The organism is Lentzea sp. NPDC020367 (genome assembly GCF_044387305.1).
Taxonomy (GTDB): Bacteria; Actinomycetota; Actinomycetes; order Mycobacteriales; family Pseudonocardiaceae; genus Lentzea.
On the sequence record NZ_JBIRVV010000006.1, the window covers coordinates 348,143 to 363,473 of the forward strand.

Sequence of the window (15,331 nt, forward strand, 5' to 3'; positions counted from 1 at the left end):
CTAGGAGGCTCGGCGGATCGGCAGGATGAAGAACGCACCGAGCAGACCCGCGGCGGCGCCGAGGACGAACAACGCGGTGAAGTTCTGCGGTGCGGCGGCGGTCGCGCCGATGGCGAGGACCGCGGGCGCGATCGCGGGGATCAGGGAACTCGGCAGCGTGCTCGCGATGTTCATGATTCCCAGGTCCTTGGCGGGGTTGTCCGGGTCCGGCAGCAGCTGGGTGATCAACGCGATGTCGACGGCGAAGTAGGCGCCCTGACCGAGTCCGACGATCGCGGTGGCCACGAGGAACATGCCGAACGACGTGGCGAACGCGGCGGTCGTCAGCCCGGCGGCGAAGATGACCGCGGCGGCGATGACGAACGGCTTGCGCCTGCCGACGCGGTCGGAGAGCTTCCCGGCCAGCGGAGCGAACAGCAGTGCCGTCGCGGTCAGGACCAAAGTGGACAGGAAGACCGCGTTCGCGACCTCGGCGGGCGGGTAGTGCAGCACCACGATGAGGTAGAACGGTTGGTAGGCCTGGATAGCGGCCACACCGAGGAACACCATCAGCCTGCTCAGCCAGGCCCACGCGAAGTCGGGCCGGCGGCGCGGGTTGACCCAGAACGTGCGCGCCAGGTCGAGCCACCCGAAGGGTTCCTTCCGCGTCCAGCGCGGGTCGGACAACCGGAAGGCGAACAGCACGCAGCCGAGTGCGGCGACGGCCGCCGGGAGCAGGATCATCGCTCCCAGGTTCGGGGCGACGAGCTGGGCGATGAACAGCCCGACGACCGCACCGACCGGCAGGCTCAGCCCGACGATGGCGGACGCCGGACCACGGCGGTCGGGGGAGAACTGGTCGGCGACGACCGCGGTGCAGGCCACCGTGGCGGAGCTGAAGCCGAGCGCGGTGGCGATGCCGGACAGGACCAGCACCAGGGTGCTCTGCCCGACCAGCATGAGCACCGCGCCCAGGACGAACAACGCGGCGCCCAGCAGCAGGAACGGCCTGCGTCTGCCCAGCCGTCCGGTGGTGCGGTCGCTGAGCCGCCCCAGCACGGGGAAGGACAGCAACGAGAACAGGGCGCTGATGCCGATCACCGTGGACAGCAGGGTGGTCGCGTCGGCCGGGTCGATGACCGTCGCCTTGAGCGAGGTCGTCAGAACGGCGGGGACGAGATTTCCCATGCCCGCGCCCACGGCGGCGAGGCCCAGGAAGAAGAGGAATCCCCCGCGGGGGTTGGTCCGCCAGGAGACGGACTCGATCGGCTGGTCTTCGAGGAAAGCGCTCATCGTTGGGCACCTTTCGCCGCAGTTACGGGCGAGGATGGCCACCGGCCTCGGGTAAGGTCTGCGTTCGTGCCAACCAATGAAACGCCGGCGCGGAAGCGGGGGCGTCGGCCACCGCACGGGGAGCCCGTCGTGGACCGGGCGCTGGCACTGCTCGCGGCGTTCGACGCGGAGCACCGCACGCTGTCGCTGGCGGAGCTGAGCCGCCGCACGGAGATGCCGCCGAGTTCCGCACTGCGCCTCGCGAACCGCCTCGTCGAGTGGGGTGCGTTGGAGCGTGACGCCGGCGGACGGTTCTCGGTCGGGTTGCGCCTGCTGGAGGTCGCCACCCTGGCCCCACGCGGCCACGGGCTGCGGCACGTCGCGTTGCCGTTCATGAACGACCTCGCCGAAGTCACCCGGCAGCACGTCCAGCTCGCGGTGCGCGACGGGATGCAGGCGATGCTCGTCGAACGGTTGTCCTCCCGGCACGCCGCCCCGGTCGACTACCGCATCGGAGGCAGGCTTCCACTGCACTCGACCGGCGTCGGTCTGGTGCTGCTCGCGTTCGCGCCGCTGGAGGTGCAGGAGGAGTTGCTCTCCCGGCCCGTCTACAGCGAGCCCGACAACAGGCTCATTCCGGCGGACAAGCTGCGGCGCACGCTCGCGGAGGTGCGCCGCGAACGGCTCGCGATCTTCCGGCGCGACGACGAGCACGAGTCGATCGTGTCGGTGGTGGCGCCGGTGTTCGGTCCGGACGACACCGTGCCGGGCGTGCTGGGGGTGCTGGTGCCGCAACGGGTCGCCCAGCCGCGCAGGCTCGGCCTCGCCGTGCAGACCGCGGCGCTCGGCATCTCACGAGAACTCGGCGCGCGCCGCACCGTTTCCATTGAATGACACACCGATGTGGATGAACTCGATCCCGGGCTCATGATCGGCCCATGCAGCTGTATCAGGACCCGAAGCATCCCGCCGAAGCCCGTGCCGACGACCTGATCGGCAGGATGACCCTGGCGGAGAAGGCGGGTCTGCTCTGCCACGCACCCGTGGCGGCGAGCCCGGAAGGCGACCTGGTCGAGCAGTCGCACGGACCGTTGCCGGTGGCCCCCACCACGCACGCGGTCGAGGACCTGCACCTGCGGTGCCTCAGCCTGATGGCGCCTGTCTCCGCCGGCCCGCTCGCCCGGTGGCACAACCGCGTGCAGGCGCTCGCGGCGAGGAGCAGGCTGGGCATTCCCGTGCTGGTGTCGTCGGATCCGCGGCACTCGGCGAACGCGAACCCGCTGACGTCCGTGCCGTCCGGCAACTGCTCGCGCTGGCCGGAACCTCTGGGACTGGGAGCGCTGGGCGACGAGCGGCTGGTGCGCCGGTTCGCGTCGGTGGTCAGGACCGAGTACGCGGCGGTCGGCATCCGGCTCGCGCTGCACCCGATGGCGGACCTGGCGAGCGAACCGCGCTGGTGCCGGATCTCCGGGACGTTCGGTGCGGAACCCGGACTGGTCGGCCGCCTCGCGGGTGCCTACGTCGAGGGGCTGCAGGGGCCGTACGTCGGCCCGTTCTCGGTGGCGGCGATGGTCAAGCACTGGCCGGGCGCCGGTCCGCAGGCCGATGGCGAGGACGCGCACTTCCCGTCCGGTCAGGAGCAGGTCTACCCGGCGGGCCGCTACGAACTGCACCGCGCCCAGTTCGGTCCGGCGCTGCGGGCGGGCGCCGCGGCCGTGATGCCCTACTACGGCCGTCCGGTCGGCGTTCACGGCCTGCGGGAGGTCGGGTTCGCGTTCGACGCGGAGGTGATCGCCGGGCAGTTGCGGCGCGGCGAGGGATTCGACGGTCTCGTCTGCACCGACTTCGGGCTGCTCACCGACTCGGTGCTGCCGGACGAATCGGTGTGGCCCGCACGGGCGTGGGGACTCACCCACCTCAGCCGTGAGGAACGGGCGCGGCAATTGCTCGAGGCCGGCGTCGACCAGTTCGGGGGCGAGTGGTGTCCGGAGGTCGTCGTCGAGTTGGTGACGACCGGGCAGGTCACCGAGACGCGGATCAACGAGTCCGTGCGCCGGGTGCTCACCCTGATGTTCCGGCTCGGGTTGTTCGAGAACCGGTACGTGAACGAGGAGCGCGCCGCGCGGATCGTCGGCCGGGCGGACTTCGTGGCCGACGGCGCCGAGGTGCAACGCAGGTCGATGGTGTTGCTCGGCAACAACGGCGTGTTGCCGCTCGCCACCGGAATCCGGCTCTACGTCGAGGGAATCGACCCGGAGGTGGCCGCGCGGTATGCGTCCGTTGTGGACGATCCGGAGGACGCGGACGTCGCGCTCGTGCGCATCGCCACCCCGCACGAGCCCAGGCCGCGGCTGCCGGAGGCGTTCTTCCACCAGGGGCGGCTCGACCTGTCCGGCGACCAGCGCGAGCACCTGCTGCGACTCATGGCCGTCGTGCCCACCGTGGTCGACGTCTTCCTGGAACGCCCGGCCGTGATCCCGGAACTGGCTGAGCACGCGGCGGGACTGGTCGCGGACTTCGGCGTCGAGGACGAGGCGGTCCTGGACGTGGTGTTCGGGCACGAGCGGCCGGAGGGCAGGCTCCCGTTCGAACTGCCGAGCTCCATGGCCGCCGTCGCCGCTCACCCCGAGGACCTCCCCGGTGGCACCGAGAACCCGTTGTTCCCACTCGGCCACGCTCTGGAGACCGGGAACTGGATTCCCCGCGTCACGCGGACCTCATGACAGAGCGGAGAAAGGCCACGGAACGGTCCACAACGGACTCCGTGTCGGCGTCGAGCCACATGTGCCGTGCTCCGGGGACGATCTCCAGTTCGACCGGGGCGCCCGCCGCGAGCAACGCGTCCGCCATCCGGATGCTCTGCTCAGGCGGCACCAGGTCATCGGCGTCGCCGTGCATCAGCAACACTGGTGGCGCCGCAGCGTGGACGTGCGTGAGCGGGCTCGCCGCGCGGGCGAGGTCAGGCACCTCGTCCGGCGCTGAGCCGAGCAGACCGGCCTCACGGGAGTCCGGTCCGCCGGGCATCGCCAGCAGATCGGTCGGGGGAAACCACGCCACCACGCCCAGCACTCCCTTCGCGCTGCTGAGCGCCGCGAGCAGCGCCAGGTGCGCGCCGGCCGACTCGCCGAGCAGGAACACCGGGCGCCGCAGGTGGTCGAGCGCGACCAGCACGTCCTCCAGCGGGGCGGGGAACGTGGCCTCGCCGCTGAGCCGGTAGTCGACCGCCGCGACCGCGAACCCTTCCGCGACAAGGCGTTCGAAGCAGCCCGGCACGACCGGGTGGCGGCGGGAACCACGTCGCCACCCGCCGCCGTGCAGGTACACGACGGTAGCCACGGGGTCGTCCGGCAGGTGCAGGTCGAGCTCCAGCGGCCGGAAGCCCAGCACCTCGCGGTAGACGACGCCGTGCTCGGACCTCACCCGGCCAGCGCTCCGGACAGCTTGTGGAAGCGGCCGCCCTGCACGATCGCGAGCAGGTTGCCCGGATCCTGCAGCACCGTCACGTCCTCGGTCGGATCCCCTTGCACGACAAGCACGTCCGCGAGGTAGCCCGGGGTGAGCCGGCCGACCGGCAGGTCCAGGACCTGGCCGCCGTACTGCGTGGTGGCCCGCAACGCCTCTGCGGGGGAGTAGCCGAACAGGCGCACGAACAGGTCCAGATCCCGCGCGTTGCGGCCGATCGGGTTGTTGGGGAACCCGTAGTCGCCGCCCGGCAGCACCCGGAGGCCGCGCTTGCGCAGTTCCGGGTACAGCTCCGTCATCGCCTCCAGCGAACGCACCGAGCCCATCTTCTCCGCCAGCGCGGTGTCGATGCCGAACTCGGCGCCCTCGTGGACGTTGGCCCACATGATGCCGACGGCGGGGGAGAGGAAGATCGAGTCCTTGTGCTCCTCCAGGAGGTCGATCGCCTCCTGGTCGGCGTAGGAGCAGTGGTAGATCGAGCGGAACCCGGCCCGGACCGCCAGTTTGATCGACTCGGGTGCCTGCGCGTGGCAGTTGAGCCACACCCCGGACTCCCGGGCCTGTTCGCCGGCCGCATCGGCCTCCTCGGCGGTGTACTGGGTCACCATCGAGCCACCGTCGACGAACACGTCGTCGTTGCTCATCAAGAGCTTCACGCTGTCGAAGCCGAGTTCCGCCTGCTCCTTGACGAACGCGCGGACCGCGTCCGGTCCCGTCGCCTGGGGCACCGGCCCGGCAGGTCCCATGCGCACGGGGTTGTTGTCGCGTTCGAACGACGCCGCGCGCATGCGTGGACCGGGCACCACGCCCGCGGCGATCTTGTCGCGCAGCCACACCTCGGTCGGCACCGGGGTGAGCGACCCGGCGGAGTAGGCGCTGGTGAACCCGTGGTCGAGCAGGATGCGGGCGTTCCGTTCGGCGATCGCCAGGTGCTCGTCCGGCGTGGGCATGTGGTGGAAGAAGCTGACGTCGAGCGGCGGGTTGAACGACGGGTCGACGTGGCCGACCGCGGACGGGAACGTGAGATGGCTGTGCGACTCGACCATGCCGGGCATGACCGTGGTGCCACGGCAGTCGATCACGTGGTCGTCGGGGCCGGCCTCGGCGGTGCCGGCGGGCAGCACGGCCTCGATCCGGTCGCCGCGCACCACGACGTCTCCCGGCACGGCGGGGGAGCCGGTGCCGTCGAAGACGTTGCCACCGGAGAAGATCAGGGTTCGGTGTTCCATGCTGACCGTCCTCGTCGTCGGTTGATCATGCACCGATCATGTTGTAACCGCCATCGGCGAGCACGAACCCGCCGGTGATGTGCGCGGCGTCCTCGGTGGCGAGGAACAACGCCGCGCCCGCGAGCTCTTCTGGGCGGGGGATCCGGCCCATCGGGGTGTTGCCCCGCAACGTCTCGGCGCGCCCGGACCGCCAGTCCTGCCTGCCCAGCGTCGCCTCGGTCTCGATGAACCCCGGCGCGAAGACGTTGACCCGCACGACCGGGGCGAAGGCGTGGGCGTAGGACTTCGTGAGTCCGATGATCCCGTACTTCGCCGCCGCGTACTGCGGGGCCCGCGCGCTGCCCCGCACGACGACCGTGGACCCGATGTTCACGATCGCCCCGCCGCCCTGGTCGAGCATCCGGTCGCCGAACTCGTGCGTGCAGAACAGGGTTCCCTTGATGTCGACGGCGAGCACGTGGTCGACCGACTCCTCGGTGACCTCACGCCACGACATCTGCTCGCGGGCGACGTCGCCGACGTTGTTGATCGCGACGTCGACGCGCCCGAAGTGGCTCCACGCCTCGTCGGCCATCCGCACGACCTGGTCCCGTTCGGCGATGTCGGCCTGCACCAGGAAAGCCTTGCGGCCCTGCTGTTCGACGCGCTCGGCCGTGCGTTCCGCGCCGTCGCGCGACGAGCGGTAGTGCACGGCGACGTCCGCGCCCTCCTGCGCCGCGCGCACGGCGATCTCGGCACCGAACCCGGTGCCCGCGCCCGTGACGAGCACGGTCTTGCCCGCGAACCGCTGGGGATGGGTCACGTCGGTCTCCGTTTCAGACGAGGGTGCGGCCGCCGTCGGCGTACAGGACATGCCCTGTCACGAACGCCGACTGGTCGGAGCACAGGAAGAGGATCGGTCCCACGAGGTCGCCGACCGTGCCCAGCCGTCCGGCGGGCACCAGCGCGGTCAGTCCGTCGCGGACGCCGGGTTCGTCGAGGTGAGCACTGGTCAGGCCGGTCTCGGTGTAGCCGGGCGCGACCGCGTTGACGGTGACGCCGTGCGCCGCCCACTCCCTGGCCATCACCCGGCACAGCTGGTTGACCGCGCCCTTCGTGGCGGCGTACGGGGCGTGCTCGGCGTGGGCCAGCAGCCCCGAGACCGAGGACAGGAAGACGATCCGGCCGCGGCGCGCCCCGACCATCAGGCCGCCCGCCGCCCGTGCGGTCCAGAACGCGCTGTCCAGGTTGATCGAGACGATCCGCGCCCACACCTCGTCCGGGGTCTCCAGCACGGGACGCCGGTCGTTGACGCCGACGGCGTGCACGAACACGTCCAGCCCGCCGAGCGATGCGGCCGCTTCCTCGACCGCGGCCTTCGCCGCCTTGGGGTCTGTGAGGTCCGCGAGGCTCGTCCGCAGCTTCGTGCCGGCTGCCTCCGCGGCCCGCGACACCTCGTTCAGCCTGCTGTCGTCGACGTCGGTGACCACGACGTCGGCGCCCGCCGCGGCGAGCGCGACCGCCGCCGCGGCACCGATGCCGCCGGCACCCGCGACCAGCGCGCGCCGTCCGGTGAGACCCAGCCAGTCCAACTCTGCTCCTCCGTCGGCGGAACCGAGGTCCGACGCTAGGAGCCTGCCTCCGCGAGCGGGAGCCGGTGTGCCATTGATTGGCACTCGGGGCGGGGTGTTCCGGTCGCGTTGGTGAGATGGCGGCCATGACCAGACTGCCGCACCTCACGCCCGCCGAGCTGGACCCGGCGCAGCGGGCGCTCTACGAGGTCATCACCGGTGGCCCGCGCGCGAACGGACCGTTCGCGCTGACCGACGACACCGGACGCCTGAACGGTCCGTTCAACGCCATGCTCTTCGCACCTGCGGTAGGCGCGGCCCTGCAGGGACTGGGCGCCGCCATGCGCTACGAGACCTCGTTGAGCGGCCGCATCCGTGAGCTCGCCATCCTGGCCACGGCCGCGCACTGGGACTGCGAGTTCGAACGGTTCGCGCACGAACCGGCCGCGCTGGCCGCCGGCGTGACCGCGGAGCAGCTCGCGGCCGTCCGCGCGGGTGAAGTGCCGGAAAGTCTTGACACCGTTGAACTGTCGGCCGTGTTGTTCGTCCGCGTGTTGCTGCGGGAATGCGACGCGGACGACGAGACCTACGCCTCGACCGTGTCAATCATTGGCAACCAGATGGTCGTGGAACTGACCGCGCTGGTGGGCTACTACTCGACGCTCGCACTCCAGCTGCGGGTCTTCCGAGTGGGGAGCCCATGAAACTCGTGACCTTCGACGACCACCGCGTCGGCCGCATCGCCGACGACCTGGTGCTCGAACTCGACACGTCCTCCACCCGCGAGTACTTCGAGCGCGGCGGCGACGTCCCCGAGACGGGCCGCAGAGTTCCGCTGGCCGAGGTCCGGTTGCGCGCGCCGATCGTGCCGAAGAAGTTCTTCCACACCGCGGGGAACTTCCGTGAGCACCACGAGGACCTCGCGCGGGTCAACTGGTCGCACCCGGTCAACAAGGGGATCGTGTTCTTCCAGAACGTCGACGCGATCATCGGCCCGGACGACGACGTCGTGTACCCCGGTCACCTCACGCGGGAGCTGGACTACGAGTTGGAGATGGCCGTCGTCATCGGCACACCGGGGAAGTTCTTCTCCGCGGACCAGGCCGCCGAGCACATCGCCGGTTACCTGATCTTCAACGACATCACCGCCCGCGACATCCAGCGCCGCGAGATGGAGTCCGGCGTGTTCTCGTTCTCCAAGGCGATCGACACGTTCTGCCCGATCGGCCCGTACATCGTCACGGCGGACGAGGTCGGCGACCCGCACGACCTGAACATGGAGCTGCGCGTCAACGGCCAGGTGCGGCAGAAGTCCCACACCGGCCGCATGTCCGTGTCCATCCCGCAACTGGTCGCCTACCACTCGCCTCAGACCTACAGCGCCGGCGACCTCATCACCACCGGCACCGTGGCGGGCGTCGCGGCGAGCACCGACGACCCGTTCGCGAACTACCTCAAGCCCGGTGACGTCGTCGAGGCGGAGATCGAGAAGCTCGGTGTGCTGCGCAACCGCGTGGTGTCGTGGGAAGACGCCCACGGCACGCCCCCGCCCGCGGCGGACGGGTGGATCTGACCGATGCGCATCGCCAATCTCGCCGGTCGCCTCGTACTGCTCACCGGCGACAGGGCTCTTGACGTGGAGAAGGCCAGCGGCGGCCGCTTCGGCCCGGACCCGATGGCCGCGCTGGAGCAGTGGCGGGACTTCCACCCCTGGACGCGCACAGCCGATCTCTCCGACGCGGCCGACTTCGACCCGAGCCTGTTGGGGCCACCGGTGCCCCGCCCGAGCCAGATCTTCGCGGTGGCGCTGAACTACCCGCCGCACGCCGCCGAGGCCGGGTACGAGCCGCCGTCCGACCCGTTGGTGTTCACGAAATTCACCAGCTGCCTCACCGGTCCACATGCGACGGTCGACCTGTCCGGCGACCGCGTCGACTGGGAGGTCGAACTCGTCGTGGTCATCGGAGGAGGAGGCCACCGGATCCAGGCACAGGATGCGTGGTCGCACGTCGCCGGCCTGATGGTCGGTCAGGACCTGTCCGACCGCCACGTCCAGATGCTCGGGAAGCCACCGCAGTTCTCGCTCGGCAAGTCGTTCCCGGGGTTCGGTCCCACCGGCCCCGCGCTCCTGACAGTCGACGAGATCCAGGACCGGGACGACCTCGCGATCAGCGCGACCCTCAACGGCGAGGTCGTCCAGCGGGCGTCCACGAAGGACATGATCTTCTCGGTCGCGGACCTCGTGGCACGGCTGTCCGCGATCTGTCCGCTTCAGCCCGGGGATCTCGTGTTCACCGGGACGCCGGCGGGGGTCGGCAACCGGATGACGCCGCCTCGCTACCTCACCTCGGGTGATGTCCTGATCAGCACGATCGCTGGAATCGGTGAACTGCGCACCACTTTCCGCTAGGAGTTGTCACAGGCTCGCCCAGTCCGGCTGGACAGCGGTTCGCGAGTCCTCGCGGGAGACGAAGCGTCCGGTCCCGGCGCCGGGACCTTCCGTGGCCAGGGCGACGATCGCGTCCGTGCCCTCCGTGACGGTCTGGAAGCCGCTGTGACCGTTGAGGTCGGTCGCGGTGTAGCCGGGGTCGGCGGCGTTGACCCGGATGTCCTTCAGTCCCTTGGCGTACTGCGTCGTCATCATCGTCAGCGCCGCCTTCGACGCGGTGTACAGCGGTGCGATGACGCGCGACTCGGGCCGGGCGGGGTCGTGGGTGAGGGCGAGGGAGCCCATGCCGCTGCTGACGTTGATGATCACCGGGTCGTCCGAGCGGCGCAGCAGGGGCAGGAACGCACTCGTGGTGCGGACGACGCCGATCACGTTGACCTGGAAGACGGCCAGGGCATCGGCGCCGGTGAGGTCTCCCAGGTCTCCTCCGGCGGGACCGTGCACCCCGGCGTTGTTGATCAGCACGTCGATCCTGCCCTCGTGGCGGCCGACGTTCGCCGCAGCCGCGGCGACGGACGCGTCATCGGTCACGTCGATGGGAACGTGGCGCGCACCGAGCGCGGCGGCGGCCTCCTCACCTCGTGCCTGGTCGCGAGCTCCTATCAGGACGGTGTGGCCGAGCTCGATCAGGCGGCGGGCGGTTTCGTGCCCGAGCCCCTTGTTGGCTCCGGTGATGAAGATGATCGTCATGCGTTCGATGCTGGTCCCGCACCGACGCGTGGACCAGGACCGGTTCGACGGTAGGAAGACCAGTACCACCCTCACCGCCTTCACAAGCAGGAGGATGGACCTCGTGACGAGGACATCCGGGAACGAGCTCGGCGCGATGATCCGCGTGTGGCGGGATCGTCTGCCTCCGTCGGCCGCCGGGCTGCGGTCGGCGCGTGGACGGCGGGCATCGGGACTGCGGCGGGAGGAACTGGCCGACCTGGCCGGGGTGTCGGTCGACTACGTCGTGCGCCTGGAGCAGGGGCGAGCCACGACCCCCTCGGCGTCGGTCGTGGCGTCCCTGGCGCGCGCCCTGCAGTTGTCCACCGCGGAGCGGGACCACCTGTACCGGCTCGCCAAGCTCGTCGCACCCACGAAAGGCGTGATCTCCGACCACCTCCCACCCGGCGTGCAGCGCGTGCTCGCCCGCCTGGGCGACGCGGCGGTCGCCGTGTTCGCGGCGGACTGGCAACTGGTGTGGTGGAACCGCGGGTGGGCGGCTCTCCTCGGTGATCCCGCCGCGTCGACACCCGGGCTGCGCAACTTCGCCCGTGACAGGTTTCCCCTGGACGACAGCGCCCCTCACCTCGCGCGGTGGCCGGTGAGCGAGGCCGACCGCGACGCCACCGATGCCGCAGTCGTGTCCGACCTGCGCCGCGCCACCGGCCGTTACCCGCACGACGCCCGCCTCACGGCACTCGTCCACGACCTGAACGCCGGCAACAGCAGGTTCGCCGCCCTGTGGGCGAACGGGGAAGTCGGCGCGCACCGCGAAGACCGCAAGACGATCCACCACCCGTCGGTGGGCCCGGTCACGGTGGACTGCGACGTCCTGACCGAAGGCGACTCCGAGCTCAAGATCGTCATCATGACAGCCGTGCCCGGCAGCGAGGACGAGACCAAACTCCGGCTCGCCGCCATCGCCGGCCATCCGGCCACCGCACAGATCTGACCCACCAGTGCTGCCGGCGGTCACCTGATCGGAGTTCGCCTGCCTTGCCGTCTCCCGCGCCTTCGCCGCGCTGTGGCTCCCGCGCATGACCGATGGTCAGGCGTCACGCAAAGTGGTCGCCGTCCACGCGAGTGTTCCTGCGATGACGAGCCACGTCAGACACATCAACACGCCGAGGTGCACGGGCAACAGGCCGGGCTGGGTGGTCACCATCGACGTGGACGCGCCGAACGGCAGGAGTTGACCGACGGTCGGCCACGACTCCAGGACGAGTGCCGATCCGATGTGGACGGCGAACAACACCGTCGGTGCCAGGAAGTAGTTGCGCACGACGACACCGATGAACAGGCCCCACATCGCGCCCGAGGCGCCGAGTGGGATCGCGAGGAGTGTGTCGGGTGTGCGGGTCAGGAGTACGGCGGCGGCACCCACGCCGATCAGTGCGCCGCCCAGAGCCGTGACGGCCGCGGAGGACAGCAGCACGGGGACGCGGTGGCTCAGCAGGACGGCGCGGGTCACCACGCCGTTGCGGTGCGCGAGAACGTGCCTGATGGTGCCGTACAGGCCGGCGAGCAGGCTGACCTGGATCAGCAGGGCGTCCTTCGTCGCGTGCTGCGCCAGCAACGCGATCGACGCGAGGACCGTGAGGACGACGAAACCGAGCAGGGGCAGGTCCGACCTCAGCCGCATCAGTTCGGCACGCAGTGCGGTCACAGGACCTCCCGGCGTTCGAAGAGGCGCAGGCCCGCGAACGCCGCCGCGGCGACCCACAGCACGGCGATCAGGGCGCTGAGCCACACGGGGAACAGGCTGGACAGCGGGGTCCGCATCAGACCGGCGAAGGCGTCGTTGGGCAGGAACCGCGCGATCGACGGGCGCAGGAAGAGCAACGGGAGCTCGATGGCGAAGGGGAGCAGGAACGAGACTCCCGCGGCGAAGTAGTAGTCGCGCAGGATCCAGCCGACGGCGGCGCCGAAGACGCCGGCCAGCGTGCACGCGGCCAGACAGCCCGCGAGCGTCAGCCAGGTGGAGGGGCCGAGGTCGAAGTCGTCGCGCAGCACCAGCCACGTCACGAGACACCAGCCGAAGGCGCCGACCAGGCCGGTCACCAGGCCGCTGAGCGCTCCGGCGACGAGCTTCGCGGCGTAGAGGAAGACCTTGCGGTGCAGCAGGACGGCTCGTTCGAGAGAACGGTAGTAGTAGTCGCGGGTGACCAGGTATCCGCCCAGGAACGTGGCGGCGACCGGGCAGGCGGCCAGACAGCCCAGCATCATGCGCGTGTCGGCCATGTCCAGGCCGGAGAACCGCCAGACCGCCCACGGCAGCAGCACGGCGTAGGCGAGCACGGCCAGCAACCAGAAACCGCTGCGGGCCTTGAGGAGTTCGGCTCGAATCGCGTCACGCACGGACGGACTCCTCTCCGGCGACGAGGTCGAAGTAGCTGTCTTCCAGGCTTCGGCCGTCCGCGGTCAGCGCCTGGAGCGGTCCGGCGAACAGCGTGCGGCGGTTGATGACGATCACCTCGTCGACCGTCTGGGCCAGTTCCGCCAGCTGGTGGCTGGAGAGCAGGACGGTTCCGCCCTTCTCCGCGAACGAGCGCACGAACTGGCGCAGCCAGCGGATTCCCTCGGGGTCGAGCCCGTTGGCCGGTTCGTCCAGGACGAGCAGATCGGGGTCGCCGATCAGCGCGGTGGCCAGCCCGAGGCGTTGTTTCATGCCGGTCGAGTACTTGCCGAGCCGCCTGCGCGCGGCGTCGGCCAGGCCCACCTCGGCGAGAACGGCGTCGACGCGGCTGCGGGGGACCCCCGCCGCGACGGCGCAGATCTCCAGGTGACGCCTGCCGGTGATGCCCGTCTCGAAGCCCAGGCCGTCCATGTGCACGCCCACGGCCTGTGCAGGCCTGTCGAGCTGTCTGTACGGAACGCCGAACACCGTCGCCCGTCCCTCGCTGGGCCGGAGCAGGCCCAGCAGGCCGCGCAACGACGTGCTCTTACCGGCGCCGTTCGGCCCGAGCAGGCCGACCACTCGTCCGGGGCGCACGGAGAAGGTGAGGTCCTCCACCGCGACGAGATCGCCGTACCGCTTGGTGAACCCGTCGAATTCGATCACGGGGGTCATCTAGTCCTCCTGTCCGAAGATCTGGTGCCAGACGGGCAACAGGTAGTTGTGCGCGAGCCAGGTACCGGCCGGCATCGGGGCGCCCCGCACACGAGCCGCTCCGTTGGGATCGAGCCGGCCGGTGACGTCGATCAGCGGCAGGGTCGAGCCCTCGGTGGTGACACCGGTGCGGAACGGGGTCAGCGCGCTGAACGGGACGGTGGTGCGTTGGGTCTGCCCGGCGCCGATTCGGGCACTGCCCAGGCTCGTGCTGAACATGAGTCCGCCGCGTTCCAGCTCGACGTGCGAGCCGGCGGTCACCTCGGTTCCCGGTGGCAGCACGAGATGGACCCCCGACGAGTCCTGCGCATAACCGGCGCGAATGTCGTTGTCCACCTCGAGGAACGTCAGCAGCGCGCCGCAGGCCGAGAGGGCCACGACGGCGGTGAGCGCCAGGCGTGCGGTGCCGACCCCGGCTCGGTGCGCGTTGCGCAGCAGCGACCACAGTCCGCGGACCAACAGGTAGCCGAGGTATCCGAGAAGCAGCAGCACCAGCACACCACCGACGAGGCCCATGCCCAGCAGGACGTGGCTCCAGCGACCAGCCGCGATGCCGAGCACCAGCACGGGAAAACCGATGCACGTCAGACCGAACGGTACTGTCCAAACAGGAAGCGAACGGACGTGCCGAACGCCGAACAGCCGCCACAGCAACCAGGAGCGGGCTTCGGCCATGGACCGGTCTCGCAGGTGCGGGATGTCGACGTACGCCATCAACGCCAGGTAGCCGTCGAGCTTGACGAACGGGATCAGGTTCACCAACGCGCTGAGGTAGCAGACCACCGAGAACCCGAGCAGTGTGCTCTTGCCGTCACCGCCCGGCACGGCCGATGCGACCATCGCCGCGCACCCGGCGACCGCTGCCTGGGTGACGACCCCGGCCATCGCCACGCTCACCCGCTGGGACGGCTTCGCCAGTCGCCAGCCGTCGGTGACCTCGCAGAAACACGCAGGCGTCAGGTAGAAGAGCATCACGCCGAACCAACCGGGCCGGCCGTGGAAGTGCGTCAGGGTGGCGCCGTGGCCGAACTCGTGGACGACGGTGGTGGCGGCCAGTCCCGCCCAGATCAGTGCGAACGTCGAGAGCGGCAGCGGTGCGCCCAGAGCCTGCCCGAGCGCGGATCCTTGACACGCCAGCGCGATCAGGCCGCCGACCAGCAGTGCGAGGGCGGTGAACAGCACGGCGTGGCCGGACAGGCGGACCAGCAACGGCCGGATCGGGGCCAGCAGGCGGTCGGCCTTGGCGACGCGCAGCTGCCACGTCGTCGGCGACACCACCACGAATCGGCGCTCGGGTTTGGGTGCAGCGGCGTTCGGTCCCTCGATCAGCCCAAGCCCGTCGAGTCGCTCGACCGCGTGGCTGACGAGTTCGGCTGTCCAGGGAACCCCGAGCTGCCGGGCCAGGGACGCGGGATCTCGTCCGTCCAGAGTGGACAGCAGGGCGCCGATGTCGGCGCTCACCCGCAACGGGCTCGCGTCCGGTCGTTCGACGATCCAGTGCGCGCCTTCGGCCATGGGCTCGTGCACCGTGATCCACGGCGCGCGACGGGGTGCTGCGACGGTCATGGTCACC

At 70.4% G+C, this 15,331-nt stretch carries 16 protein-coding genes; 6 read left to right on the plus strand and 10 right to left on the minus strand.

Annotated elements, in window-relative coordinates; genetic code table 11:
• Complete coding sequence (locus ACH413_RS26745) at positions 1 to 1,272, minus strand: MFS transporter (RefSeq protein ID WP_360031746.1); 1,272 nt, start codon at positions 1,270 to 1,272, stop codon at positions 1 to 3.
• A gap of 129 nt (positions 1,273 to 1,401) precedes the next feature.
• Between ACH413_RS26745 and ACH413_RS26750 the strand changes: the two genes are divergently transcribed.
• Positions 1,402 to 2,145, plus strand: coding sequence for an IclR family transcriptional regulator (locus ACH413_RS26750; RefSeq protein WP_360031744.1), 744 nt, complete (start codon positions 1,402 to 1,404; stop codon positions 2,143 to 2,145).
• A gap of 44 nt (positions 2,146 to 2,189) precedes the next feature.
• Positions 2,190 to 3,974 (plus strand): glycoside hydrolase family 3 N-terminal domain-containing protein, encoded by a 1,785-nt coding sequence (locus tag ACH413_RS26755; RefSeq protein WP_360031743.1) that lies wholly within the window; start codon positions 2,190 to 2,192, stop codon positions 3,972 to 3,974.
• Here ACH413_RS26755 and ACH413_RS26760 read toward each other — a convergent pair.
• The 4 genes from ACH413_RS26760 to ACH413_RS26775 are packed head-to-tail and all read right to left on the minus strand — an operon-like array spanning position 3,958 to position 7,513.
• Positions 3,958 to 4,671, minus strand: coding sequence for an alpha/beta fold hydrolase (locus tag ACH413_RS26760; protein WP_360031741.1), 714 nt, complete (start codon positions 4,669 to 4,671; stop codon positions 3,958 to 3,960). The genes ACH413_RS26755 and ACH413_RS26760 overlap by 17 nt on opposite strands.
• Positions 4,668 to 5,942, minus strand: a complete 1,275-nt coding sequence (locus tag ACH413_RS26765; RefSeq protein ID WP_360031739.1) for an amidohydrolase family protein — start codon at positions 5,940 to 5,942, stop codon at positions 4,668 to 4,670. The genes ACH413_RS26760 and ACH413_RS26765 overlap by 4 nt, the downstream gene beginning before the upstream one ends.
• Before the next feature lie 25 nt (positions 5,943 to 5,967).
• Positions 5,968 to 6,744 carry an SDR family oxidoreductase gene (locus ACH413_RS26770; RefSeq protein ID WP_360031737.1) on the minus strand — a complete coding sequence of 259 codons (777 nt, stop codon included), beginning with the start codon at positions 6,742 to 6,744 and terminating at the stop codon, positions 5,968 to 5,970.
• Positions 6,745 to 6,757: 13 nt separating this feature from the next.
• Positions 6,758 to 7,513, minus strand: coding sequence for an SDR family oxidoreductase (locus ACH413_RS26775; RefSeq protein WP_360031735.1), 756 nt, complete (start codon positions 7,511 to 7,513; stop codon positions 6,758 to 6,760).
• Positions 7,514 to 7,638: 125 nt separating this feature from the next.
• On the opposite strand from ACH413_RS26775, the gene ACH413_RS26780 reads away from it, so the two are divergent.
• From ACH413_RS26780 to ACH413_RS26790, 3 genes are read left to right on the plus strand one after another with little or no spacing between them, the layout of a single operon-like run.
• Positions 7,639 to 8,196: a carboxymuconolactone decarboxylase family protein gene (locus ACH413_RS26780; RefSeq protein WP_360031734.1), complete on the plus strand. Its 558-nt coding sequence runs from the start codon at positions 7,639 to 7,641 to the stop codon at positions 8,194 to 8,196.
• Positions 8,193 to 9,065 carry a fumarylacetoacetate hydrolase family protein gene (locus ACH413_RS26785; RefSeq protein WP_360031732.1) on the plus strand — a complete coding sequence of 291 codons (873 nt, stop codon included), beginning with the start codon at positions 8,193 to 8,195 and terminating at the stop codon, positions 9,063 to 9,065. The genes ACH413_RS26780 and ACH413_RS26785 overlap by 4 nt, the downstream gene beginning before the upstream one ends.
• Positions 9,066 to 9,068: 3 nt before the next feature.
• Positions 9,069 to 9,902 (plus strand): fumarylacetoacetate hydrolase family protein, encoded by an 834-nt coding sequence (locus tag ACH413_RS26790; protein WP_360031730.1) that lies wholly within the window; start codon positions 9,069 to 9,071, stop codon positions 9,900 to 9,902.
• A 6-nt stretch (positions 9,903 to 9,908) separates the two neighbouring features.
• Here the strand turns inward: ACH413_RS26790 and ACH413_RS26795 are convergent, their stop codons facing one another.
• Positions 9,909 to 10,631, minus strand: a complete 723-nt coding sequence (locus tag ACH413_RS26795; protein WP_360031729.1) for an SDR family NAD(P)-dependent oxidoreductase — start codon at positions 10,629 to 10,631, stop codon at positions 9,909 to 9,911.
• 94 nt (positions 10,632 to 10,725) lie between these two features.
• Here ACH413_RS26795 and ACH413_RS26800 point away from each other — a divergent pair, with 94 nt between their 5' ends.
• Positions 10,726 to 11,601, plus strand: coding sequence for a helix-turn-helix transcriptional regulator (locus ACH413_RS26800; protein ID WP_360031727.1), 876 nt, complete (start codon positions 10,726 to 10,728; stop codon positions 11,599 to 11,601).
• A gap of 96 nt (positions 11,602 to 11,697) precedes the next feature.
• On the opposite strand, the gene ACH413_RS26805 is transcribed toward ACH413_RS26800, so the two are convergent.
• From ACH413_RS26805 to mpaP, 4 genes are read right to left on the minus strand one after another with little or no spacing between them, the layout of a single operon-like run.
• The gene (locus tag ACH413_RS26805) at positions 11,698 to 12,315 is read right to left on the minus strand and encodes a hypothetical protein (protein WP_360031725.1); all 618 of its coding nucleotides are present in this window, start codon (positions 12,313 to 12,315) and stop codon (positions 11,698 to 11,700) included.
• A complete protein-coding gene (locus ACH413_RS26810) occupies positions 12,312 to 13,007 on the minus strand; it encodes a hypothetical protein (protein WP_360031723.1) in 696 nt (231 codons plus the stop codon). The genes ACH413_RS26805 and ACH413_RS26810 overlap by 4 nt, the downstream gene beginning before the upstream one ends.
• Entirely contained in the window at positions 13,000 to 13,719 is a 720-nt protein-coding gene (locus tag ACH413_RS26815; RefSeq protein WP_360031721.1) for an ATP-binding cassette domain-containing protein, read from the minus strand. Before ACH413_RS26815 ends, ACH413_RS26810 begins: the two co-directional genes overlap by 8 nt.
• On the minus strand, positions 13,720 to 15,324 hold the full coding sequence (gene mpaP / locus ACH413_RS26820; RefSeq protein ID WP_360031719.1) for a daptide biosynthesis intramembrane metalloprotease: 1,605 nt from the start codon (positions 15,322 to 15,324) through the stop codon (positions 13,720 to 13,722).
• Positions 15,325 to 15,331: the final 7 nt, after the last annotated feature.